This window comes from Streptomyces sp. SID5643 (genome assembly GCF_009872555.1).
Classification (GTDB): Bacteria; Actinomycetota; Actinomycetes; order Streptomycetales; family Streptomycetaceae; genus Streptomyces; species Streptomyces iakyrus.
In genome coordinates this window covers 33,443-58,745 of the sequence record NZ_WWIC01000354.1, presented here as the reverse complement: position 1 = coordinate 58,745, position 25,303 = coordinate 33,443, and the positions used below count along the sequence as shown (strand labels likewise).

The following is a 25,303-nucleotide window of genomic DNA, read 5'->3' as shown; positions in this document are numbered from 1 at the left end:
CGCGGTCCCTTCGGAACCAGCTCCCCCTGTGACATCCGCTTCCCTCCGTCGACCCCACTGTGCCGTTGCGTGAAGTCGCAACAGTGTGCGCGTGCCGAAACGCGCGTCTGCCTTCCATGATCGGTCACCTGCACCGGACCGACCGAGGAATCCCATGACCACCACTGTCGCGCTGATCGTCCTCCTGCTCCTGCTGCTCACCCTGCTGCTGGGCGGGGCGTTGTTCTATACCGTCCACACGCGCCCACATCTCGCGGTTCCCCTCACGGTTGCCATGGCCGGCATGACCCTGCTGGTCACCTGCGTCGTCGGCATCATCGCCCGGTGAGTTCGGTGAGTTCGGTGAAGCACGGGGAGCTCTGGACGGTGTGGCCCCGTGCTAGCGTTGCGCTTTTGCTGTGTCGTTGTGCCGGTGCTCCGTCGGGTGTCTCTGGTCGGCGGCCGCGTCCCTGCCGCGCCTTCCTCGGTACGGTCCCTTCGGAGGAAGGCTTTCAGTGAGCGAATCAACACGTGCCGATGCCCGGCGGCAGGGCGATGTGTCCAAGGCGTCGGGCGCCACTTCGGCAGTGCCCACGGCGGCGTCCTTCGCCCAGCTGGGGTTGCCGGCCGAGGTTCTGCGGGCGCTCGATGAGCAGGGTGTGACTGTGCCCTTCCCCATCCAGGCGGCGGCGCTGCCGAATGCGCTCGCGGGACGGGACGTCCTGGGCCGGGGCCGCACAGGATCCGGCAAGACGCTCGCCTTCGGCCTGGGGATGCTCGCCCGGACGGCCGGGCAGCGCGCGCAGCCGAAAGAGCCGCTGGCGCTCGTTCTGGTGCCCACCAGGGAGCTGGCGCAGCAGGTCGGTGAGGAGCTCACCCCGTACGGCGAGGCGCTGCGGCTGCGGCTCGCGACCGTGGTGGGTGGCGCGTCCATCGGACGCCAGGCCGCCGTGCTGCGGGATGGCGCCGAGATCGTCGTCGCCACGCCCGGCCGGCTGCACGACCTCATCGAGCGCAAGGGCTGCCGACTGGGACGGGTGCGCATCACGGTCCTGGACGAGGCCGACCAGATGTGTGACATGGGGTTCCTGCCGCAGGTCACGGGCATCCTGGACCAGGTGCGTCCCGACGGGCAGCGGATGCTGTTCTCCGCGACCCTCGACGGCGACGTCGACCAACTGGTGCATCGCTACCTGCGCGACCCCGCCGTCCACTCGGTGGACCCTTCGTCCAGTGCCGTCTCCGCGATCGAGCACCACGTCTTCGTCGTGCACGGCCCTGACCGGTACGCCGTGACCACGGAGATCGCCGCTCGGGACGGCCGCGTTCTGCTGTTCCTGGACACCAAGCACGGCGTCGACCAGCTCACGCGGCATCTGCGGGCCAACGGCGTGGCCGCCGCCGCCCTGCACAGCGGGAAGTCCCAGCCGCAGCGTGCCCGGACCCTGGCCCAGTTCAAGAACGGGCAGATCACCGCGCTGGTAGCGACGAACGTCGCCGCACGCGGCCTGCACGTCGACGACCTCGACCTCGTGGTCAACGTCGACCCGGCCGACGACCCCAAGGACTATCTGCACCGCGCGGGCCGCACGGCCCGGGCCGGCCGCTCCGGCACCGTCGTGACACTCGTCCTGCCGGGACAGCGCCGCGAGACGAGCCAGGTCATGGCGGACGCCGACGTCGCCCCCAAGGTCACCAAAGTGCGGTCCGGCGAGGCGCAGCTGAGCCGGATCACCGGCGCCAAGGCACCCTCCGGGAAGCCTCTCGACGGCGGGCCGGCCGTACCCCGCCCCAAGAACCACAACGTCCCGTTCGGCGGCCTGGGCAGCACCAAGGACGCGAAGAGCGGCTCCGGTGGCAGGTCGTCGTCCCGCAAGAGCAGCGAGGCCCGCAAGCTCGCGGAGGCCCGCAAGGCGGCCCGCGTGCGGCGCAGCGGCTGAGACCGGCTTCCCGGACTGCCGGGCGGTGTCCTCGCCTGCTGATCCGCCCCGTCGTACGAAGGCTCTTCCCGGTGCGAAATACTCTCCCGATGAGTTCACGCCCTCGCCCGACCAGCCAGCCGATCACGATACGGAGGGCCGTCGCGCGGGATGCCAGACGGCTCACGCGGCTCGTGCGTGGCTCACGCGCCTACGAGGGTAAGTACGCGTCCGCAGTCGCGGGCTACCGGGTCGGCCCTGATTACATCGAGGCCCACCGCACCTTCGTGGCCGTCGGCACCGACGAGCATGAAGACCGGGTCCTCGGGTTCTACTCGCTCGTCCTCGCGCCCCCGGAGCTCGACCTGCTGTTCGTCGCCGACGAAGCGCAAGGACGGGGCATCGGACGGCTGCTCGTGGCTCACATGCAGTCCGAGGCCCGTGCCGCCGGGCTCGACCGTCTCAAGGTCGTGTCGCATCTTCCCGCCGAGGACTTCTACCACCGCGTCGGTGCGGTGCGGACCGGGACCGCGCTCGCGAACCCGCCCGCCGTGCCGTGGGACCGTCCCGAATTCGAGTTTCGCATTCCTCCGGAATGACGCGGCGGGCCGGTTGGCGGGGACCGGCCGTCGAGATCGCCAACGGATCGGACCACGGACTGCCGCCGGGAGTCTGGCGTTGCCACCCCGGCGGCCGGGGTGGCTGCCGGCCCCCGTGCCCGGCGTCGATGCGGCGAGGCCGCGGCCGGAACCGGGACCGTGCTGCCGCGCTGCGGCTCAGGCGTCGATGATGACAGGGATGATGAGGGGCTTGCGGCGGTGGGTGCGGAACGCCCAGTTCGCCACGGCGCGGGCGACAAGTTGTTCGAGTTGGCGCGCGTCCCCGACGCCTTCCTCGGCCGCGGTGGCCAGGGTCTTCTCGATGACGGGGATGACCGGCTCGAAGGTGGTGTCATCGTGGACGAAGCCCCGGGCCAGGAAGTCGGGGGCCTCGGCCAGTGCGCCGGTGTCCGCGTCGACGATCGCCACCACCGTGACCACGCCTTCGGCGGCGAGGGTGAGGCGGTCCTTGAGGGACGCTTCCGTGGCGCCGCCGACTTCCATGCCGTCCACGTAGACGTTGCCGGCGGGGACCTTGCCGGTGACGGACGCGCGCCCGTCGACAAGGTCGACGACGACGCCGTCCTCGGCGATGACGACCCGGTCGGGGTCGACACCGGTACGGATGGCGAGGTCGCCGTTGGCCCGCAGGTGGCGCCATTCGCCGTGCACGGGCATGACGTTGCGGGGTTTGACGATGTTGTAGCAGTAGACGAGTTCGCCGGCGCTGGCGTGCCCGGAGACGTGCACCTTGGCGTTGCCCTTGTGAACCACATGGGCGCCCCACCGGGTGAGGCCGTTGATCACCCGGTAGATGGCGTTCTCGTTGCCGGGGATGAGGGAGCTGGCCAGCAGGACGGTGTCGCCCTTGCCGATGCGGATCATGTGGTCGCGGTTGGCCATCCGTGACAACGCGGCCATCGGTTCGCCCTGGGAGCCGGTGCACACCAGAGTGATCTTGTGGTCCGGGAGCTTCTCCAGCTCCTTCGTGCTCACCACCAGACCGGACGGGACCTTCAGATAGCCGAGGTCACGGGCGATGCCCATGTTGCGGACCATCGACCGGCCGACGAAGGCGACCTTGCGGCCGTGCTCGTGGGCGGCGTCCAGTACCTGCTGGATGCGGTGCACATGGCTGGCGAAGCTGGAGACGATGACCCGGCGCGGCGCGGTGCGCATCACCTGCTCGATCGCCGGATTCAGCTCACGCTCGGAGGTGGTGAAGCCAGGTACTTCGGCGTTGGTGGAGTCGGTGAGGAACAGGTCCACGCCCTCCTCGCCGAGGCGGGCGAAGGCGCGCAGATCGGTGATGCGGTCGTCGAGAGGGAACTGGTCCATCTTGAAGTCGCCGGTGTGCAGTACCATCCCGGCGCGGGTGCGGATAGCGAGTGCGAGGCTGTCGGGGATGGAGTGGTTGACCGCCACGAACTCGCAGTCGAAGGGCCCGAAACCACGCCGGTCGCCCTCCCGCACCCGCACCGTGCGCGGCCGGATGCCGTGTTCCTTGAGCTTGGCCTCCAGGAACGCCAGCGTCAGCTTGGAGCCGACGACGGGAATGTCGGACCGCTCCCGTAGTAGATAGGGCACCCCGCCGATGTGGTCCTCGTGGCCGTGAGTGAGGACCACGGCCACGACGTCGTCCAGGCGGTCCCGGATCGAGGTGAAGTCCGGCAGGATCACGTCCACGCCGGGCTGGGTCTCCTCGGGGAACAGCACGCCGCAGTCGACGATGAGCAGCTTGCCCGCGTGCTCGAAGACGGTCATGTTGCGGCCGATCTCGCCCAGGCCGCCCAGGGCGACGACCCGCAGCCCTCCTTCGGGAAGGGGCGGTGCGGCTTTCAGCTCGGGGTGCGGATGACTCATACCCTGACGGTACCCGGAGAGCGGGACGGAGTGATCCATTGCCTGTGCGATCTCCTTTTTCCCGACGGAGCGGGAGACCCGCAGTGGATGCCTGGCCTTGGCACTGGTCCACTCGAAGGGGTCGAGACGCGGGTGCCATCGGCGCACGACGTCCGGGTGGCGTGGGACCGCGGCGCAGCCGCAGCGATACCCGAAGCGACTGTGGCCGTTACTCGGGTTGCCTGGAGCGCGATGATGCCTCCAGGCAACCGACTTCAGGCTCTAGAAGAAGCCGAGCTTCTGAGGGCTGTAAGAACAAAGAATGTTCTTCGTCTACTGGTGGTACACGGCTCAGATGCAGCTTGACCAGCTAAAACAGCTCCGATCGCCACAAGCTGCGGACGGCTGGTCCGGGTATGGTCCGGATCTTGGTTCGAAGGTTCGTGGTGATGAGCGCTGCTCGCATGTTGCGCTTGTACGACGATGACGACCTCGGCACTGCTTCGAGAGGCGACGCAGAAGACTGTCCTGACCGGGCTGCACCAAGGCTGGATCCGGCGCTGGCGGAGGCCAGCTGCGGTTTCTTCGACCCGGCCCTACAACCGTGGCGCTGTCCTCGCAGGAACGCGACGACACCGCGTTGAGAATCGTCCTGTGAGGGCTCGGTTGGCCGAGGCGTCGCGGCGGCGGGTTGATCAGTGTCTACCAGTGCCTCCCGACCCTGTGACGCCCCCGGACCGTGGTCGCAGTACCACGGTTCGAAGGGGCGGCTCCGGCGCACTATGGCTGTGAGTGCGCCTCCGCTGCTTTTCGCCATTCGTCGGCAGAGATCCGCTTGGCGTGACCGGGGCTGTTTCCGCAGGTGAGAGACGGACGGTCACGCGCCGTATGAGGGCTGGCGGAAAGGGCCATGGTGAACCGCTTGGGAGCTGAGAAGGGCATTCGCCCAGCTGATCTGCCTCAGGCTCGCTGCCCCGTGAATTGGCCAGACAGTGTGGGCCCTCCTGGCCTGATGGCGACTCGACCGGGGCGTAGTGCCGTGATGACCCATCAGCTGCTGTCAGTGCCCACTGCTACACCCTTTTGTTGGGATGAGCCGCGTTCCGCGGCCCACCGACGGGAGGGGGAAACATGTCGAAGGTGCCGGACGGGTTCCACCGGGTACGCGGACACATCCGTCGCAATCCGAAGCCCAGGAGCGCCAAGCGCATGAGCGGTTGGATGATTGCTGGCTTACTGGCCGGCGTGTGGCTGTGGGGGCAGGTGTTCGGGTTCAGTGAGTCCACCGCCACGACACCGCCGACGGATCCGAAGCCGGCGGCCAGCGCGACGGCCGACCGCTGATGGGACGGATACGTCTGCGGCGCCCTCGCGGTGGCGCGGAACTGGTCGCAGCGGCTGTGGTCGCCCTGGCCGTGCTCGTGCTGGTGACGCGGACGGCGGCCACGGCGGTCGGCGCACTGAAGGCGGCCTGGCCTGCCCTGCTGGCTCTCGCCCTGCTCACGGGAGCCGTCGCGGCGTGGCGGATCAGGCAGGCGACCACGATGCGGCGTCGAGAGAAGGAGCGGCTGGCCACTCAGCGGATCACGCTCGCGGAGTTCGACGCCATGGACGACCGTCGCTTCGAGTACGCCCTGCGGGATCTGCTGGTCCGCGACGGCTGGCCGGCCCGCAGAGTGGGTGGCGGCGGCGATCAGGCCGCCGACGTCATCGGTGACCATCCGCAGCGCGGCCGGATCGTGGTGCAGGCAAAGCACACCCGCGTCGGCGGGAAGGTGGGCTCAGCTGTGATGTACGCGGTGAAGGGGACGGCCGGGCCGGTCCACAAAGCCGATCACGCTGTCGTCGTCACCAACGGAGCCTTCACCCGCGATGCCATGGCGTGGGGCGACCGGCACGGCGTCCACTGGATCGATCGGGAAAAGCTACGGCGCTGGGCCGAGGACGGTGCCGCTCTGCACGAGCTCCTCGGATTGTCCGGGCGCTCGCGCCCGAGCCGATTCAGGCGTGCGGCATGACTGGCAAAGAGTGTGATCGCTGCCCAAGACGTTTGGAGGTGTGGTGTTCGACGAGGACGGGTCGCTCGACCCGCTGCTGAAGTTCCTGCTGTATGCGGTCATTGCGCTGGCCGTCGGAAAGATGCTCTGGGAGTGGCTCACCGAGGACGTCGGCCAATGGATCACCGTAGATTTGTGGGGGCTGATAGCCGATCACCCGTGGTGGACCGGGCTCTTCGTGGTCGGCGGACTGCCCATGCTGCTCCTGCTCGGCAGAATCCTGTCGTTCCTGTTCGGCGCCAACACCTACGCCTACGCGGACGACACGTTCGCCGCTCCCTCTGGCGATGCGATCGAAGCGGACGCGCTGACCTCCAAGATGAAGCAGCTTTCGGCGATGAGCGCGACGGGTTTCGAGCAGGCGTGCACTGATCTCCTGGCCCGTGACGGATTCCGGCGTCCCAAGCGGGTCGGAGGTGCCGGTGACCTCGGCGTGGACATCACTGCCCGCGATGACGAAGACCGCCTCCTGATCGTGCAGTGCAAGCAGTATCAGAGCCCAGTCGGGTCAGGCCACGTGCAGAAGTTCAACGGGACAGCCCGACCGCATCACGGAGCCGATCTGCCGATCATGATTGCGCTCAACGGCTTCACGCAGCCGGCGATCGACTTCGCCCGGCATCACCAGCTCCTCCTTATGGGGCGCCCGGAATTGAAACGATGGGCCCACGGCGAGCACCTCTACGACGTCCTCGGTATCCAAAGCACGACACAGTGACGTCAGCGCACACGCAGCAGAGCCAGTCCCGGGAGCTCCCGCCTATCCGTCGGTGGTCCCTTCTCGGGATCACTCCGGAAGGCCCTACCCAGTGGGCCCGCGTCGGGATCCGCTTGCCCGCTACCCGGCCTGCAGCGTACGAGCGCTTTGATCAAACGGGCACGCTACGGAGTCACAGGGCCGCCGGTGTCAAACGCCCATCAGGGCTCCTTCGCGCTCAGTAGGATCACCGGCAAAGTGGGGCGGGAGGCGCACGGGGTGGGGAGCAGCGGTATGGCAGCGGGGGGCTGGCGACCGTCGGCGGAGCGTGCGCGGCAGCGCCGGTCGGCCGCTGTGCGCAGGCGTGTGCACGAGAAGGCGCTGGTCGAGGTGCGCGGCTGTCTGCGGGACTGGGACGACGGCCGTGACGCGGCCCGCGAGGCCAAGGCCGTGGCCGAGACGATCATCGCGCCCGAGTACGAGGGCCGGGTGCTCATCGAGTTGTTGCAGAACGCGCACGACGCGAACCCGGCCAGAGCCACCGACGGACGCATCGAGATCCGGTTGGACGAGGAAGAGGGTGAGCACGGCACCCTTTATGTGGCCAATCGAGGTAAGCCGTTCGGCGGCAAGAACTTCAAGGACCTGTGCAGCATCGCCCTTTCCAGCAAGCGTGCCGACGCCGGGATCGGCCACAAGGGCGTTGGTTTCAAGAGCGTGCTGCACCTGTGCGACGCGCCCGAGGTCTACAGCGTGGCCAGGGAGGGGTCCCGGCTCCTCGACGGGTTCACCTTCCGGTTCGCCCGGCTCGATGACTTCGACGCGCTCGCCCGGGAGGTGGCGCCCGAACGCGAGGGTTTGGCTGACTACTTGAAGGAGAACCTGCTCACGCTGAAGGTGCCGGTCTTCCTGGAGGAGCCACCGAAGACCGTCCAAAGCTTCGCGCGCCGGGGCTTTGTCACCGTCATCCGTCTGCCGCTGAAGTCGGCCGACGCGCGCTCGGCCGCCGGGGCGCAGGTGCGGGAACTCATGGACGACAACGCCCCGTTCGAGCTGTTCCTCGACCGGCTGGAACGTGTCCGGCTGGAGTGGCGGGCAGCTGGGGAGACCCGGCGCAGGACGTACGACCGTCAGGTGGAGGTGCTGCACCACGCCCGTGGCCTGAGGGTGCAGCAGATCACCTTGCGTCGGCGGATGCGTCTGATCGTCATCTGCGGGAAGGCCGACCCGGACCGCGCCCGGGAGGCGCTCGCCGCGTCGATCGAGAAGAGCGGGATGCGACGCGACTGGATGGCCTGGGAGAAGAAGGCCGAGGTACGCGTCGCCGTACCGGTCGCCGATCCCCTACGGGACGGGCGGCTCTACGCCTTCCTGCCGATGGGCGAGCAAATCCCGGCACCCGTCCGCGGCTATGTCCACGCACCGTTCTTCGCGGAGATGAACCGTCGTTCGTTCAACGAGGCGGTGCCGTGGAACGGCCTGCTGCTCGACACAGTGGCTGAGGTGTGTGCCCGCGCGGTGCTCGCAGCGGCGGATGGGCGGGCACCGATTCCGCCCGGCGCGCTCGTCGACCTGATGTGCTGGCAGCCCAAGGCACTGGCACGGCTGACTTCTGCCTTCCAACGGCTGGAGCGTGGCATCGCCCACGTGCCGTTCATCCCGGTGATCGGAACGACACCCGAGGCTCGCACCTCCCTGCACCGTGCCCTTCTGTGGGAAGCGAAGGACGGCTCCACGATCTTCACCCCGCACGCCGTCGCCGCCACGGGGGTCACGGATCTCCTCGATCCGCATCTGCACCCCATCCGGTTGCGGCGGCTGGCGTCCCTGGCCAGGAGCGCGGGCACGCGCCTCGAACCCCCCACAGAACGCCTCGCGTCCTGGGCGGAGGGACTCGCCAAGACCGCCGAATGCGACCCCTTCGATCCCGGATGGTGGGCGGACTTCTACTACGACCTCTCCCAGGCGTTCCCCGACGGCTCGGCCCTCACTGGCAAGCGGATCGTCATTACTTCCAGGTCGACGACGGCACCGGCCGGCGCGGACGGCGTCTTCTTCGACCGCGACACTCCGCAGGGCGGCTCCCTGCCAGCCCTGCCCGACGGCCTGTCCGACCGCCTGCACTTCGTGCACGAGGGCATCGCCTGGTCCGGCACGGGCCGCAAGCGCAGAGCCCAAGGCCGCAAGTGGCTCAGGACCGCGAACCTCGTCCACGACTACGGCGCCGACCGGGTGCTCGCGGTCGTCGCAGCCGCACTGAGCGCGGACAGCGAGGACAACGGCGTACGCCTGGCCTGCCTCCGCTACGCCTGCGCGGTCTCCCACGCACTGGAGACGGAGGGCCGCAGGGCTCCCTTCCTGGGGAATCTCCACGTACTGACCCGGGCCGGCTGGATCGACGCGAGCCGCGCCATGTTCGGGCCGGGCTGGCCCGGAGAGCACTCCTCCGTCGACGACACCCTGACCCGATTCCTGGAGCGCGTCCGGGAACTGTCTCCCGTGCTCACCCAGACGGAAGGACAGCTCCTTGTCCGCCCCGGCGAGCTGTGCGGCGACGCGATCCCCGTGGAGGCCATGCGGCGCTTCCTCGAACGGCACCACGTCGCTCATGGCCTCCGTCCCCGGCACGAGACCTTCCGCACCGGGGTCAGGGGAGACGCCCTCAACCGGCCCTCCCGTTTCTGGGCCCCGGACCGGCCGGATCTGCTGCCGCAGTGGCGGACGAGCGCCGAGCGCTGGCGGAACCGGCGTAGGGTCGGCTACATCAGCGTGGAGTACCACTCACGCTCCCGTGCCGCGGCCACGTTGCCCGGTCAGGACGACTACGCTGCCTTCTCCGAGGAGGACCGCAGACTCTACGCGGAGCTCATCGTGCACGGCCTCGCCTTCGCCTGGACCGACTCCGCACTGGAGATGCAATTCGTACGCCACAGCGATCCCACCGGGACCCCCTGGCCCACTCCGCTGTCCGCCTTCCTGACCCACGCACCGTGGATCCCGCAGACGGCCGCCTTGAGCGCCACCTCGGAGGGGACCGTGTTCGCCACCGCCGGCACGGCCTGGTGGTGGCACGGCACGCAGCCCCCGCCCCAATTCCTCGGCGTTGTGCCGGCTTCCTTGCGCAGCAGGCGGTCCACCAAGCTCGTGGCACGGCTCGGCCTGCTCGGCATTCGCTCCTGGGATGATCCCGGCACCGCGCTCGACCGGCTCCGCCACCTGCCGGACCTGGTGCAGGCCGACGTCCACCTCAGGGAAGGAAGACTCGCGCACGAGATCGGACGGGAGTACGAGAAGGCGTGGGCGCAGCTGCTGCCGGCGGAGGGCGGGACGCGCACCGCCGACGGCGGGCAGCCGGCGGCGCCGCGCCGGCTGCTGGTGACCCGCGCTGGTGCCCTCGCCTCGCTGGACCCGGCGGAGACGGACGAGACGGTCTTCGTCCCGGATCCTGACGGGGCCCAGAACCGGGCCCTTCTGGACCGGGTCCTCGTGCCCGTGATCCCAGTACGGGACAGGGCACTGGGCGGGCGGGTCCACGCCTTCCTCCAACGGAGGACGACGTTCGACGTCCAGCGGTGCGGCGAGGCCGCGCACGACATCCAGGCCGACGGGTTGCCCGTCCGTGACGCACCGCACGTGCCGTTGACGGAGTACGCGGGATCCTGGCTGCTCACCCTGGTCGCGGCCCTGGTGGAGTTCGACGACGAACGAGCGTCCCGTTCGGAGCCCGTTGCCGCGGCCGACGTGGCCGGCCTACTGCATCGCTGCGACGTGACCGTGGCCGGCGAGGCCGTCCTCTGGATCGCCGGCCACCGCCTCACCGAGCACGGAGCGGACCGAGCTCTGTTGCACCCGCACCCAGACCGGCCCCGTGTGGTCGTCGTGCACAGCGAGCCGCGTACCGGCTGGCGAGTGCTCCGCACCGCCGCCCCCGCCGTGGCTGCCCTGATCGGCGCACCCTACCTCGCAGACCCGCTGTGGAAGGCGCTAACCAAACTGGAGGAACGCGGCCTGAAGACCGACCACGTCCCGGAGGAGGATCTCACGGACGTCCTGGACCTGCGGCCGCACCAACTGCACGCCGTCCTCGCCGAGCGGGCGTCACAGCGTTCTGGCAGCGCGCGGCTTGTCCCCCTCCTCGCCTGCCTCGATCTCGACCTCGCGGAGCAACTGCGGCAACACGCCGAGGACTTCTCCGACCGCGCCGCCCTCCTCACATAGCTCACCGACCGGATCGGCGCACCGAACGCGGAACAGCTCATGCGGTTGCTGGAGGACGACGACCGGGAACGGCAACTGAGCGCCATATCCGTGCCCCTTGCCGACGCCAACCGCGCATGGCGCGCCCTGGGCCTCCCGGAGATCGACAACAGGGACCGGCATGAACGGCATTTCGCGGCATGGCTTCAGCGGAACCGTCCCGCGCTCGCCGAGCGGATCAGGGACGCCTCTAGGGACGTCCACCGGTCCGGTCGGTCCCTGGCCGGGTACGTGAAGCTGCGCGACCTCTCCCTACTCGCGCCGGACCCGGCCTGGCACACGACGCTGTGGCATCTCTCCGACGAACTCCTCCAAGCCCACGCGGACGCCTGGCTGATGAAACAGCTTCCCGCACCCGCGTCGACGTCACGCCCGCTGAGGCCGCTGGCCGAGGTACGCGAGGCATCCAGCACAGCGGTGCACAAGCAGGTACCACGGCTACGGCAACTAATCGAAGAATGGGAGCGCCTCCATCCCGCAAGCCGCCCCACGGTGCTGCCCCCCTCCCAGGAAGTCCTGCGGGAACTGGACGACGACGGCCTGCTGGACTTCGAAGTCTTGTCCGTGAAGGCATTGATCGCCTGGCTTAGGGCTCGCGACCACTGGCCCCAAGACATGCCTCTGTCGGACCGGCGCGCGGACCTCGGACTGGCCGCGACACGTCTCCCGGAGTCCGCGGGGAACACCGGCGGAGCCACGGGCGGAGGCCGACCCGGAGGGTCCGCACCCGGCCCCCATGCAATGCTGAACGGCAGGCCCGTGTCGGCCCTGCCCGACGACCTCGCGGCGCTCGCCCGCCAGGTGGCCGCAGACCTCACGCCTGAGCAGCGGGCCACCTCGGCCACGTCCGCCACGGCGCTCGCGCCCCGCATTCCGCAGCCACGCACCTCCTCGTCTTCCGGTGCAAGGCCGCACAGCGGTTCGTACCAGGTCCCCGCGAGCGACCAGGACCGGACATTGGCCGTGGGCCTTGCGGGGGAGGCGGCGGTGGGCGCGTGGCTGCAAGAGCAGTTCGGGGTCGAACCACAGGACTCATGGAAGTCCGGCCTGCGAGTCCACGGGCTCGCCGGCGCGCAGCCGGGGGACGACCGGCTCGGCTACGACTTCCTCATCCACGACGGCGACGCGACCTACCTCTACGAGGTCAAGGCATCCACCGGCGACAGTGGCGAGATCATCCTCGGCGAGTCCGAGGTTCGACGCGCTTCTCGCCTGAAGCCGGACGAGACGTACTTCATCGTGTACGTCTCTCACGTCCTCGACCGCGACCGCCGCAACATCACCGTCCTGCCCAACCCATTCGGCGCCCCGGACCTCGCTGGCTACGAACTGGTCAGCACCCAGTTGAGGCTCCGATTCAACCTTGGCTGAATTAACAAGTTCGTGCCCGGCTGACTGTGGGACGACGGAGGTGGAAAGTACAGGACTCGGCCACCGGGCTGGTCCGCCACCTCATTAGCCGTTCGCGGCACCAGCCCACCACGCGGGCCTCGGTCTGTGCGGGAGCTCCGACGGCTCGGGCGTATCGAGAGGTCACCATGTGGTGGGCTCGCACCACCAGCACCAACGAGTGGTCATGGCGAGGGGTGTTGACGCTCGAAGGCGCCGGGCATCGCCGCTCTGCACGGAGGCATCGGGGCCAGGTAGAGGGCAGGCGTCCGCCCGGCGCCCACGAGCGCCAGCCCCTCGCTTTGCGGTGGTGGCCGCGGGGATGCGAACGCCGCCGCTCTGTTGTGAGACGTCGACGACGCCAGGGCCTCTTGAGTAGTCCGTCCGACACCACACACGACCACCACCATGAGCATCGAGGCAAACACCGTTCTCAGTGGAGGCCTCAACTTCCAGGGTCCAGAAAGGCGTCGCAGTTCCGCGCTCGAACAGTCCGGCGTGGGGGTAGCCAGGGCTGCTGGAGATGTTGACAACGAATTAGGGCACTTTTCTTCTCGTCGGACTCGACAACCGCGAGCTACCAAGAGGCCCTTCTTGCATGCGCATGGATCCCCACTCACCTGCACCAATACGCTGTTCGAATCCCATCTGTCGGCGACGGGAGCGGATAGAGAACACCCAGTCAGCAGGCGGAAGCAGCCGCTACTACCGCTTCCGTGTCCGCTTCGGCTTCCGCTCAACGATCACCGTCTGCGGCGCGGCAGGTGCCTCATCCTCGGAAGCCGGTTCAAAGCGTCCCGGAGTGCTCCTGCGCATCGCCTCGATGTATGGCGGAAGTTCGAAGGTTCGCTGATCTCGATCGACCGGGATCTCTCCGAGGTGCCCAGAGGCGTCCCTGGCCCCGCGGGCTCCTCCTCGCCGTGTGAGCACATCGAGTGTGCCGTGGATGCGGTCGACCCAGTCACCGCGGTTCAGCCTGGGGTGCCAGCGCTGCTCCTCTCGCTTGGGGTCCCAGGGCGGGAAACCGAAGGCGTACGACCAGGGAAGGGCCGCCGACAGGTACTTCTGCACGCGGAATCTTGCGGCTGTGGGCCCGACGATGTCGCCATCGCTGAGCTTCTTGACGTCGTAGGAAGAGATGATGGCGCAGCCGTAATGGCGAGGCTCGGCGTGCTTGCAATCCTTGTACGAGCTCAGCCCGGGACAGGCGTTCCACTGGGCCGGTGGTGCCCAGTACGTTCCTTCCTCGAAGGTGCCCTCTGGCCAGCCGTTGTAAAAGACATGAAAGGCGTAGCGGGCCTGATCAGGGTCACAGCCCTTGAGTAACGTGTCGTACTGGAAGGCGTCTTCGCCTGCTCCAGGGTGTTTCAGCATCCGGTAGGTGTTGTCCTCGTAGACGCGCTTGGCCTGGATTCGAAGGCAGACCCACCCCGCCTGGTCGTCTCCGATCCACCACTCCCAGTCAGCGCCCGAATTCCGCTCTTGCACTTGGTTGCTCTGGTAAGTCAGTAGTCCAGGGACTTGGTTCTGGAGCGTGAAGAGCAAGTTGTCCGTGACGGACGCCTCGTCGAACCGTCGCCCGGGAAGTCGTCCGAACTCGATGCGTCTCCAGGTGTCTATTGCTGCCGTGTCCATAGCGGTGCACAGGACACGGAGACTCTCAATCGCCACAGTTGCACTCTCTCATGATGCAGCGATCAGCACGGGGCGCTGCGTGAGCTGGACTGCGCGATCGGTCCCAACGCACGTCTGAGTCTGTGCGGGTCCAGCAGTCCGACGCTCGCTGTGGCTCTGTGCGGCATCTACAGCGCTGACCTGGGGCCCTGTCTCGTGCCATCGAGGTGGACGTGAGGGTGAGAGAGGGCGCTGTCGAAGGTGGTGAGGGGCGGTCGTCACGAACTTCAGGCTGCTGCCGAATGGCGCTGGTCGTCTGCGGCGTTGTGGCTGGATACGGTTCACGAGCGCGCTGGACGGGATTGACGCGCGGACCCGAGCGCGGGGCGATGAGCGGCCCTACAACTGCTGTCCCACCTCGTTCGTCCTGGCCGAGAGTACATTGACAGAGTCAACGCGTAGGCTTTGCTCGCCAGTCGTATTGCACATCGGGTGCGTCGTTGCCCGCCCCATCCAGCCACACCATCCTTGAGACGAGAGACCATGGAGCAGCAGGACGAACCGGTCACGCTCAGCCTTGCCGGGATCGCACGGCTCGCTGGAGTCGGTCGTGCCGCCGTGAGTAACTGGAGGCGACGGCACAGCGACTTCCCGGATCCTGTTGGCGGTACGGATGCCAGCCCCCTGTTTTCCTTGTCGGACGCGGAGTCCTGGCTTCTCAGTCATGGCAAGATCGATGAGTCCTCTAGTGGCTGGGACCGTCTGTGGCCACGAATCGAGGACCTCGGTGACCGGGATCGGATGGCCCATCTTTTGGCCTCGGCAGGTGAACGCTTGGCAACCCCGATGATGGAGCCGCCGTCTGAAGCCCCGGGCCCCGGCGCTGCAGACCGGAGACTTGCGGACGAGGTCGTGCGGCTGGCCCGTCGTCAGTCACCCGCGGAAGCCTTCACGGTGCTGCTGGATCGTTGGCACGCCGTCCACGTCCGCCAGTTGACCGTCACTCCCCGTCAACTGGCCGACACCATGGTGGCTTTGGCTGCCGAGCTGCATGACGGCAGTACGCCGGTGCGTCGGGTGCTGGACCCCGCGTGTGGGATGGGCTCGCTGCTGGCCGCGTCAGGTCGGAGGTGGTCGGACCAGGTGCCCCCGCTTGTGCTCGCCGGGGTCGACAGCGACGCCGCTTTGGCCCGCCTGACCCGGGCCAGGCTGGCCTTGGAGTTCCCGGACTGCGAGCGCCACGTGCAGTCCGCCGACACAATGCGTGACGCACCCCTGCCGCAAGCCTCCCGCGCTGATGTCGTTCTGAGCTATCCACCGTCCAACGAACGTTCCTGGGGACACAGCGAGCTGGCGACCGACCCCCGCTGGGTGTGCGGCGTACCGCCGCGGACCGAGCCTGAGCTGGCCTGGGTGCAGCACTGTCTGTCCGTGCTGGAGCCCGGGGGTGTCGCAGTCCTGGTCCTGCCGCCCGGTGTCGCTTCGCGCAGGGCCGGACGGCGAATCCGGGCTGGGCTGGTGCGTTCCGGAGCTGTGCGAGCCGTAGTCGCGCTGCCGCCTGGGAGTGCGCCGCCTCACGGGGTGGGGCTCCACTTGTGGCTGCTGGCAACGCCCCGTGAGTGCCCTGGGAACGAGGTGACCTTCGTTGATGCAGCGGACTGCCGGACGACCGCACTCACCGGCCGTGGCACGGCTGTTGACTGGGACGGTCTGCGTGAGCGCACCGTGGCGGCCCTGCGTGGCAGTGCCGTACCAGGCATCACACGGGTGCCGGTCATGGAACTACTCAGCGACGACACCGATCTGACGCCCTCACGGCGCACCGTGACTGAGCGGTCCGTGGGGCCAGTAGAACTGCGCTGCGCCTGGGCCGCCTGGGACAAGGCACTGATGGACGTGGACGACGCCGCCAAGGCCGTTCGCGACCACGAGGTGGGTGCCGCGGTGCCGGACGACCTCAGCTACACCGTCGTAGGCGACTTGGAACGTTCCGGCGCCCTGGACGTGACGGCCGGAAAGGCCGTCGCCGGTGATCTGATCCAGCAGGGAACGCGGGCCGAGGGCGCGCTCTGCGTTATTACCCCCTGGGCCGTCCGGGGCGAGGAACCCTGGGTTGCGGCGGCGCAGGCCGCCGGGCTGGAAGATGAGGGGCAGGGGGTTCTGACGTCCTTCGGTGATGTCGTGGTCGTGACCGAAGCTGGCGGATTCGATGTCTGGGTCGAGACGGCCGGCCCACGCCTGCTCGGTGCCCACACTGTTCGGCTGCGCACCGACCTTTCGCTGCTCGACCCGTTCTTCCTCGCCGCGTGTCTGCGGGCGCCAGGCAACGACCAGCGGGCAGGAATTCGTGCCTCCGCCACATCCCGGATCGACGTACGCCGACTGCGCGTCCTGCGCGCGACAATGGCGCAGCAGCGGCGGATCGGGGAGGCTTACCGCCAGCTCGTGCGGTTCCGAGAGGCGGTGGCCGATCTGGACAGGAACGGTGAACTGCTCTCAGCCATGTTGTCGGGGCTGCTGGCCCAGGGCAGGCTGACGGGGGACTGAGGAACTGGGGCTTGGCAGGCGCTGGCTTCAGTTTCTGCGAGGCTCGTCAAGCTGGCTGTTGAGGCGGGCCAGCAGCTTGTGGATTGTTTCGGGCAGACCCGGAGACACTTCTCCTGGCCTCGCGTCCAAAGCAAGTTCCTCCACCTCGACGCCCACCTCCCGGCACAATTCCATGATCTGGTGGGAGGGCCCCGGCCCCGGCCAAAACGTGAGACCTTCGGTAAGTTCCCGCCAGTCGTCGGCCACGGCCTGGACTGGGCTTCCTTCCGCAGCCATCACCTGGACCGCTCCGAGCTGCGCCCGGACCCGCAGTTCACCGGTTTCCGTGCCCGCCTGTGCGTCTGCGAGCCGCCTGGCGACGTCCCGATAGGTGCGGCCGGCGGCGGCCGTCTCCCCACGCAGCAGCTGAGCACGGGCCACAATGAGGCGTGCGCCCTGCACTTCGCGGACCGCCCCAGGGAGGCACTGCTCGGCGCGCACCAGCATTGCGGTCAGCTCGTCGACGGCCGCGCCTGGTTCGCCGCGTTCGACTTCGATCTCGGCCTCGGCGCACAGATTCCGCAGGGCGGACCGCGTAGGACCGCCGACAGGGCGACGATGCACCCGGGGGCGGCGCACGCTGGCGGGCGATGCTGCGGCGGGCGGGGCCGCAGTGGTGTGCGCGGCGCGATGGGGCAGCGTCGGGTCAGGATCGAAGCCGGGACGCGGAGCCGGGTCGCCGGGCGAGGGTAGTAGCGGACGCCAGATCTCAAGGGCCAGTTCCAAAGGCGGCCTGTCGGTAGGTGACTTGGCAAGCATGCGGTCTGTGATGTCCACAATCCCGGACGGCAGGGTGGGGATGTCGTCGCTGAGCAGTGGTGGTCGCTCCTCGCAGTGCAGGCGGGCCAAGTCGTAGTCGGAGTGGCCGGCCTCGAAAACCAGCCGTCCGGTCACCATCTGGAAGGCGATGCAGGCGACACCGTAGAGGTCGGCCTCCGGGCCCGGGTTACGCTCGCCGCGGTGGATCTCCGGGGCCATGTAGCCGATGGTGCCGGGTGTCCGGCCGTTGGTGTATCGGGTTGCCGTCGGGTCTTGTGGCAGGGCGATGCCGAAGTCGGTGAGATACACAACGCCGTCGCGCCGGGCCAGCAGAACGTTGGCGGGCTTGACGTCCCGGTGCACCACGCCCGCCCCATGTACCCGCCCGAGTACCTCCAGCAGTGGAACAACCACACACGCCGCTGCCGAGAGCGTGGGTCTGTTCCGGGTCAGGAAAGCGTGCAGGTCCTCGCCATCGACGTACTCCGTGACGAGGTACGGGCGCGGCGGTGAGAGATCCGCGTGCACGAAGGCCGGCACGCCCTGGCCACCGAAGCGTCGGTGCATCTCGCACTCGCGGTCAAAACGCCTTAACTCTCGGGAGGTGGGGGCCCGGTATCCGCGTAGGGCGGCCTCGGAATCTCGCGGCCATAGGAACTTCACTGCGACCGCCCGCCCGGCGTGGCTGTCGTCGGTCGCCCGGTAGACGACGCCCATCCCGCCCCAAGTGCCTTCCCCGGCACGGCTGAATCTGCCCGCGAGCTTCTTCCCCGCCGGCCATGGCTCCACCACGCACGCTCCCTGCTTCTTCTGGCGAACCGTCAGACGTCAAGCTACAGCAGATTATTGCGTGCCTTGACTTTGTTCACAGACTTCTGTCACGGTGATGCACCTCACCGTCGAGACCGCAAGGAGTCCGCACCGTGCAGCCTTGGGTCAATCCCCCCGGTACGGTCGGCGCCGGGCGCCTGGCCCGCATCCCGGTCCGTCACCTGCGGGACGAGGAGCCCGGTTGTCCGATGAACCGTGCTCTCAGTGTCCGCCGCGATGTGTTCGCTGTGGACCGGGTTTCGTCCAAGACACCGCGCGAGGACTTCCCGTTCGCGCTCGCGCAGGAGCTGCTCGACCAGCTGGAGTCCGGTGCGGCGCAGAGCATCGAAGAGGCCCTGGAGCGGTGTCGCGGGACGCGGTCCCGGTGCCTGCCGCAGCATGTGGCCTGGTCGACGGCGGCCGCCGAGCGTTACCTCGATGCCCGCCGCAGGGACCAGGAAAGCCGCAATGGCGCTAATTTCCCCCGCACGTTCTGTGCCCCAGACGCATGGGTCGCGTTCCGTACGCTCGAGGAGCCCGACGTGCGCGGCATCACCGACTACGAGCGCAGTGTCTGGGGGCGGCAGTATGTCTCGGGCGACGGAACGCTGCGCGAACTCGTCATTCCCGCCAAAGGAAATGCCAAAGAGCGCCTTCCATTGCCCGAACTCGCCGCTGTCGCCTTTGTCCTGTACTACGGGATCCCGGCCCGCATTCCTTCCTTCAAGCACCAGTCCCCAGCCCTCAGGCACCCGGCGCCACCGCCGCGGCCAGAACGCGTCCGGGTCTACTCTGCCGGCCTCACCGAAGGCCGTATTCGTCTTCTGCGCGCAACCGAGACGGACGCCTTCGCGGATTGGAGCGCCGAAGAGATCCGGGACTTGCATGAGCAACACGTCGTGCCCCGGCTCGGCCGTGTCCTCGACGGCCGCGAACGCATCGCCGGTGCTCACTGCGCGGGTTGCAAGGTGTTATCCGAGTGCTCCGCTATACCGCGGGTGCCCGCTCTCCTCGTGGTTCCACCTCCCACGCGGCCTCGCAAGCGGCGCACCGTATCGGTCAGCGACCTGAGAGCACATCACGACTGCCCCGCCCGCTACCACCTGACCCGCGTGCTCAAACTGCCGAACTCGGTTCGAGAGAACGAGGCCGTGCGCAGAGGCCGGGCCGTCGACAGCTGGCTTAACGCCCGTCACGCCTCGGCGGACGCCCCGGCGTGTCACGAGGTGCCTCTGCCCCCGCACTTGCCGGGCCTCGCGGAGGACGAGCTGGCTTCTGCCCTCGGGATGCTCCGGGCCCACCGGGCCCGGTGCCCGCTCGACAATCCGGCGGCGACGCAGTTCCGCCCGCAGTACCGAGTGGCAGCCCACGATCCGCAGTCCGACGTCGTGGTCATCGCCTCCTGCGACCTGGTTTACGAGGAACGCGGCGGAGTCGTCGTTCGCGAGACCAAGACCAGCGCGTTTCCGCCGGGCGGTCGGTCCGTTCTGCTGGAGAAGTATCCGCAACTCGCCCTCGCAGTACTGCTGCTGGCGGCTGGCGTGCTCGGCGGCGATTTGCGACGGTCCCGTGTGGAGCTGGAGCTCCTGCGCCCGGACGGGGTGGCCCTTGAGGAGTTCGATCCGGGCGACGAGGCCACGGTCGAGCACGCCCGTAACGTTCTTGCCTCGTACACCGTGCCCTGGTCCGCCGAGACCCGCTACGACGCGGCGCCCCGGCCCGGTTACGACTGCACCGACTGCGAGGCGCTGTCCTGGTGTGGCACGGGTAAGGAGCGCGTGGCTGCCGCAGGTTGAGGGAAGTTCCCGCCTTCTCCGTCAAGTCGCTCGTCGCAGTAACTGGAGTGAGAGCCGTGCCCGCAAGTCCCCTTGCCGCTTTCGATTCGTCCGCCGAAACGCTCGATGCCTGGGCCCCCCACGACGGCGTCCCGCTGCTGGCCACTGTGGCCCGGGCTCTGTGCGTGCTGGACCACACCACTGGGTTGGACGCCTTCTCTCTGCCATACCCTCCCGTCGTCCAACTCGCCCTGGACCGGGCGGTCGTCGCCTGGCTGCGCCGCGGACTCCGGCCACCCGCCTCGCTCGCGGAACTCGTCCAGCGGTGTGCCGACATCCCGTTGGAAGACTGGCCCCTGTCTCTGCCGTCGGACGCCGTCGGCCCGGACGACGTTTTGCTCGACCCGTACTCTCATCGCCCCACCCAGTTGTGCCATGAGTGGAGTGAATGGGAGCGTTCGGCACCTGACCCGGCTGTGCGGCATCGTGACCAGCAGGTGATGCGGACCGCTCTGGACCGGTGTCGCAGTCACGGAGAGGAGGACGCGTACACCGAGTTCCGCGGTCTGCTGGTCCGGCGGCCGGTCTTGACGGCTCAAGAACTCTTCGCCCTGCATGGCGACTTCACGTTGGAGCCGGTCTGGGAGCTCATCGACTTGATCTACCCGGAGGTCCCTCTTTCCTGGAGCCGGGAGGGTTGCTACGCGGTGTGCGGCCGCTGCGGGACACTGCTGACGCCGCTTGCGGGCGGAGAGTGGTGGTGCGAGCGGGATCGCTGTCGACGGCAGGGAGATCCACCGGTCGGCCGTCTGATCGAAGCGGCCCACGCTGGCACTGTTTACCAGTTGGAGCGCCCGTTGCGCCGACACGTCACCGGGCCTGGACTGGCCGAGGTGGAACTGGAGGAGCGGCTCGCCGGTCTGGGCCTGAGCGTCACCATGTGGCCCGGCTTTGACGCCTACGACCTTCTGGTGGTCTTCCCCGACGGCCACCGCTGGGCCATCGATGTCAAAGACTGGGCGCATCCAGCCTTCCTCGGCCGAGCCGCCCGCCCCGTGCGGCCCGAGCCTCCGTACGACGAGGCGTTCTGGGTGGTGCCTGTCTACCGGGTACGCGAGCGCCCCGGATATCAGCAGGCGTTTCAGCGAGCTCGGCCCGCAGCGGCCGCTGCTGTACGCCTGCTTACTGATGACGAAATAATCCGGGCCGCCCGGCAGCGGCTGGCCGAGTCGCGCCGTGGCACCCGCGGCGACAGCCGGGAGAGAACAGATGCGTGACGAGAAAGTCTGGTGCGAGTCGGTAGCGGGGGAGCTGGGGGACGAGTGGTCGAAGGCCGGTGCCCCGGACGGCTTCGGCCCGGTCGAGTTGTGCCGTGTCGAGTTGGGGCTGCGGCTGCTTGAACTGCTCGCCCCTTCGGCGGATGCCGCAGACGCGTACGTGCTGTTCGGAGGCTATCCGTTCGCGCAGCGTGCCGGGTTGGCGCAGCAGCCGTGGCAGCGCATGGCCCTCGCAGCCGCCCGGCACCTCCTGTGGCAGTTCCGGAGGCGCGCCTGGCGGCAGGCGCTGGACTCCTACCGGTTGGTCTCCGACAGGCTGCGGGCTTACGAGCTGCCGCCTGACGGAACTGCCGGCGGTCCCCGACCCGTGGTGCCGATGGTGGCCGGGCGCCGGATGGACGTCTACGACCAGGCCCTTACCCAGTTGCCGAGCCTGGTCACCCGTGCCCTGAAATCGGCCCCCGCAGGGACAAGTTCCTTCCAGGAACGCCGCCGCATTGCCTCGGTCACCATTCCTGAGGAACTCGTCTTCGCCAACCCACCCGGCCACGACCTTGCCGCGGGCCGGCCCGGTGGCGGCGAGCCCCTCAGCGTGTGTCGCGCCGAACTGTGTGCGGCGGCGCGATGGATGGACGAGCGCGAGCGTGAGGCGGGGGTCCAGCATCCCGGTCACTGGGAACAGCGGCTGGAGGGGGTCAGGTTCGCACCCCGCGATGCCGCGGGAATGGACTATACCGAGGCAGACGAGGTTGAACTGGCCGGAATGGTCCACCTGGCCGGCATGGTCGGTGCGGGCAAGAGCACTTTCATGATTTTGGTGGCCGTATGGGCCGCCCGGCGGGCAATTCCGCTGCGCACCACGCTCGTTGTCGGCGATGTCGCCGAACAGCTACGGCTGTGCGGTCTCTTCGACCTCCTCGGTATCGCCGTCGCGCCGGTGCTCGGCGCTACCACTCGTGAGCAGCACGTCCAGCGTATGCATCGACGGCTCTCCGCCCGAGGGCTCGACAACCTACTCGACCACGATGACCCCGGCTTCGACCTGCTGAGCACCGCGTGCCCGGTGAGCGGTCTGCGCGGTATCGAGGGTGATCCGCTGGAATACCGCGACGCACCCTGCACCCGGCTGCACCCTGAGCCACAGCGCGGCGCGGCAGAACCGGAAACGGTTGTTCTGGAGCAATGGGATCCCGACCGGAGGGCCACTGCTCCCCGCATGTCCCACGCCCAGGACCGCCTGCTCGGCCGCCCGCACGGTTGCCCTCTGTGGGCTGAGTGCCCGCGTCATGCGGCTGCCCGTGCGCAAGTCGACGCTCTGATCTGGGTGGCCAACCCGGCCAGCCTGGTGCAGAGCCAGGTGCCCGAGCACCTCAATGAAGAGCGCTTGCGTCAGCTGGAACTGGCTTGCCTGCGCAGCGACTTGATTTTCGTGGACGAGGCGGACAGCGTCCAGATGGCATTGGACCGCCTTTTCACCCCATCTGGCACCCTGGTCCGCCCCGACACCGACTCCTGGCTCGACCAGCTCAACCGCTACAAGATTGAAGAGTTGAGCAGGCGGGCCCGCCTGCCGTTGACCGACGGCCAGGTCGCCCAGTGGAATCGGGCCCTGGGAACTGTCACTCTTGCCGTCGACCCGCTCTGCGCTCTGCTGATCAAGAACGAAGACCTCAGGGAGTGGGCTGATCCCGCCTACTTCAGTCCGTGGACGCTCCAGCAGAGCCTGCTCGACGACCTGTTCCGCGACGTGACCCAGCGTTACCGCGAAAGCGTGCAGGGTCAGGCCGCACAGGAGGCGTCCGCTGCAGACGACACCGCTGCCGACAGCGCTGAGCTCTACGAGGGCTATGACGACGTGGCGCAAGGGCCCGACCCTTCCCCGCACCTCGCGCTCTCCCCGGTCCGCCGCCTGCTTGAGGAAGCCTGGGATACCTTCCGCGACGATCCGTTCGGGGAAGGCGAAGCCCTCGACCCGCTCAGCCACGTCCTTGCTGATACAGCCGACGCTCTTCTGCACCATATGGCAGCAGGCCGCACGAAGGAGCGGGTGCGCAAGCTAGCCGGTCAGCTCGTCGACCAAGTGACCGAGGAGGTACGGGCGGAACAGCCCGCAGCCGCCACGCCCCCGCCCGAGCCAACGCAGGACTGGTGGGATGCCCTGTGTTTGCGGCTCTCCTTCCTCCTGCTGCTCAGCACCCTGCATCACCGGCTGGAGCGGCTCACGTTCCTGTGGCCGCATGTGGAGGCCGCCCTCCGACTGGACTCCCAGGGCAGGGAGCTGGCCCGGCGCGTCCCGCTGGACTACGCCCCGCTGGTGCCCGAGGCGCCCATGGGGAACATCCTCGGCTACCAGTACCTCCCGGACGGCGAGGAACGTGACGACGCCGGACGCCGCGGCGGCACCCTGCGCTTCTTCCGGTGTGCGGGAGTCGGGCGCGAGCTGCTGCTGAATCTGAACAGCCTCGGCGCCGACCCGGCCACCGGCCTTTGCGGCCCGCACGTCGTGTTGATGTCCGGCACCAGCTGGGCCGGCGAGTCCAGCCGGGCCCACGTCCGCGTCCCGGTGAGCCTCGTCCTCAAGCCCACTGACGCGTCCCTGGCTGCCGTGGCCCGAACCTCGTTCGCCACCCGTTTCCTCTACGACCGCGACGGCCGCCCGATGAGCCTCTCCGGCACACCGCCGCGCGACCGCCTCGCCCAAGCGGTCGCGATGGCCCGGCGGCTCGGTGAACCTGGCCTGGGGGGCACTTCGGTGCTGGGCCAGGAGATCAGCCGTATCCCCGAGACGACCCGGCGTCGAGCGCTGATCCTCGTAGGCAGCTACCGGGAAGCTACTGCAGTGGCCGAGGCGCTGCACCGGTTCGACGCCTGGCGCGGCAAGGTGAGTGCGCTGATCCCGGACGACGAAGCCCGCGGCAGCGGTGGACCAGCCGGCACTGCACCCGGGCAGCCGGACGATACTCCGGCGACGCTAAGGCGTGGCGACGTCGCCCGCTTCGCCGACGATGACACCGCAGAAGTCCTGGTCGCTCCGCTGCTGGCCGTCGAGCGTGGCCACAACATCCTCAACGAGGAGGGTAAAGCGGCCTTCGGCACCGCCCTGTTCCTGGTCCGCCCGCACCCCCGCCCCGACGACCTCGACCTGTCCGTCTTTGCAGTCAACGACTGGCTGAGCGGCATGCTGCGTGACGAGCCGCGCCGCGACACTCTCGACGGCCCGCACACGCTCACCGAACTCATGGAAAAGGAAGGTTCGCTGGACGAAGCGGCCCGAGCCCTGCGCCACCAGGGTCGCCGCGAATGGCGCAGACTGCTCAACCGCAGGTACGCCTACAGCTCACTGTCCGTCTGGGAGAAGCGCGCCTTTGCCTGGGACCAGCTTGTCACGCTGTGGCAGGTCATCGGCCGTCTGGTACGCGGCGGAGTGCCTGCGCGGGTGGTCTTCGTCGATGCCGCCTTCTCGCCACGCCTGGCGAGGCAGCTCGCACCCGGCAGTACAAGCCAGCCGTCCTCCGTGAACGATGTGCCGGGCACCGACGGCCTGCTCCATGCCCTCGGTGGCATCCTCGACCCCTACTTGACAGACCGGCCACGCGCCGAACAGGCCGAGCCCGACTCCTCATCGCCCCACCCCGATGCGGCGGCTCGCGCGCTGGTCCGTCTCCTGTACCAGCCGTTCTACAACGCCCTCAGCACGATGACCCACCGCTGACCCCCCGCCTCTGCTCGCGAGGAGTTGTCCC

General features: G+C 68.5%; 15 protein-coding genes. 12 read left to right on the top strand and 3 right to left on the bottom strand.

Features of this window, described 5'->3' with window-relative positions; translation table 11 throughout:
• Positions 1-154: 154 nt before the first annotated feature.
• The 3 genes from GTY56_RS37250 (at position 155) to GTY56_RS37240 (ending at position 2,497) form a co-directional block, all read left to right on the top strand.
• Positions 155-328, top strand: a complete 174-nt coding sequence (locus GTY56_RS37250; RefSeq protein WP_161369686.1) for a hypothetical protein — start codon at positions 155-157, stop codon at positions 326-328.
• 208 nt (positions 329-536) lie between these two features.
• A complete protein-coding gene (locus tag GTY56_RS37245; protein WP_346345671.1) occupies positions 537-1,919 on the top strand; it encodes a DEAD/DEAH box helicase in 1,383 nt (460 codons plus the stop codon).
• A gap of 89 nt (positions 1,920-2,008) precedes the next feature.
• On the top strand, positions 2,009-2,497 hold the full coding sequence (locus GTY56_RS37240) for a GNAT family N-acetyltransferase (protein ID WP_161369684.1): 489 nt from the start codon (positions 2,009-2,011) through the stop codon (positions 2,495-2,497).
• A gap of 177 nt (positions 2,498-2,674) precedes the next feature.
• Here the strand turns inward: GTY56_RS37240 and GTY56_RS37235 are convergent, their stop codons facing one another.
• Positions 2,675-4,360, bottom strand: coding sequence for a ribonuclease J (locus tag GTY56_RS37235; RefSeq protein WP_161369683.1), 1,686 nt, complete (start codon positions 4,358-4,360; stop codon positions 2,675-2,677).
• A 1,110-nt stretch (positions 4,361-5,470) separates the two neighbouring features.
• On the opposite strand from GTY56_RS37235, the gene GTY56_RS37230 reads away from it, so the two are divergent.
• From GTY56_RS37230 to GTY56_RS37210, 5 genes are all read left to right on the top strand, one after another.
• Positions 5,471-5,683, top strand: a complete 213-nt coding sequence (locus GTY56_RS37230) for a hypothetical protein (RefSeq protein WP_079033661.1) — start codon at positions 5,471-5,473, stop codon at positions 5,681-5,683.
• Positions 5,683-6,357, top strand: coding sequence for a restriction endonuclease (locus GTY56_RS37225; RefSeq protein WP_161369682.1), 675 nt, complete (start codon positions 5,683-5,685; stop codon positions 6,355-6,357). Before GTY56_RS37230 ends, GTY56_RS37225 begins: the two co-directional genes overlap by 1 nt.
• Positions 6,358-6,400: 43 nt before the next feature.
• Positions 6,401-7,114 (top strand): restriction endonuclease, encoded by a 714-nt coding sequence (locus GTY56_RS37220; protein ID WP_161369681.1) that lies wholly within the window; start codon positions 6,401-6,403, stop codon positions 7,112-7,114.
• Positions 7,115-7,387: 273 nt separating this feature from the next.
• Positions 7,388-11,311, top strand: coding sequence for an ATP-binding protein (locus GTY56_RS37215; RefSeq protein ID WP_161369680.1), 3,924 nt, complete (start codon positions 7,388-7,390; stop codon positions 11,309-11,311).
• 39 nt (positions 11,312-11,350) lie between these two features.
• Positions 11,351-12,721, top strand: coding sequence for a protein NO VEIN domain-containing protein (locus GTY56_RS37210; protein ID WP_161369679.1), 1,371 nt, complete (start codon positions 11,351-11,353; stop codon positions 12,719-12,721).
• Between the two features lie 723 nt (positions 12,722-13,444).
• Here GTY56_RS37210 and GTY56_RS37205 read toward each other — a convergent pair.
• A complete protein-coding gene (locus tag GTY56_RS37205; RefSeq protein ID WP_161369678.1) occupies positions 13,445-14,410 on the bottom strand; it encodes a DUF6615 family protein in 966 nt (321 codons plus the stop codon).
• Positions 14,411-14,896: 486 nt separating this feature from the next.
• Here GTY56_RS37205 and GTY56_RS37200 point away from each other — a divergent pair, with 486 nt between their 5' ends.
• Positions 14,897-16,900, top strand: a complete 2,004-nt coding sequence (locus GTY56_RS37200) for an N-6 DNA methylase (protein WP_161369677.1) — start codon at positions 14,897-14,899, stop codon at positions 16,898-16,900.
• A 27-nt stretch (positions 16,901-16,927) separates the two neighbouring features.
• Here GTY56_RS37200 and GTY56_RS37195 read toward each other — a convergent pair whose 3' ends face one another.
• The gene (locus GTY56_RS37195; protein ID WP_161369676.1) at positions 16,928-18,490 is read right to left on the bottom strand and encodes a protein kinase domain-containing protein; all 1,563 of its coding nucleotides are present in this window, start codon (positions 18,488-18,490) and stop codon (positions 16,928-16,930) included.
• Between the two features lie 131 nt (positions 18,491-18,621).
• Here GTY56_RS37195 and GTY56_RS37190 point away from each other — a divergent pair, with 131 nt between their 5' ends.
• From GTY56_RS37190 to GTY56_RS37180, 3 genes are read left to right on the top strand one after another with little or no spacing between them, the layout of a single operon-like run.
• Positions 18,622-20,304, top strand: a complete 1,683-nt coding sequence (locus GTY56_RS37190) for a PD-(D/E)XK nuclease family protein (RefSeq protein WP_161369675.1) — start codon at positions 18,622-18,624, stop codon at positions 20,302-20,304.
• A 47-nt stretch (positions 20,305-20,351) separates the two neighbouring features.
• Positions 20,352-21,560 carry a pPIWI_RE_Y domain-containing protein gene (locus tag GTY56_RS37185; protein WP_346345669.1) on the top strand — a complete coding sequence of 403 codons (1,209 nt, stop codon included), beginning with the start codon at positions 20,352-20,354 and terminating at the stop codon, positions 21,558-21,560.
• Complete coding sequence (locus GTY56_RS37180) at positions 21,553-25,272, top strand: pPIWI_RE_Z domain-containing protein (protein WP_161369673.1); 3,720 nt, start codon at positions 21,553-21,555, stop codon at positions 25,270-25,272. Before GTY56_RS37185 ends, GTY56_RS37180 begins: the two co-directional genes overlap by 8 nt.
• Positions 25,273-25,303 lie beyond the last annotated feature (31 nt).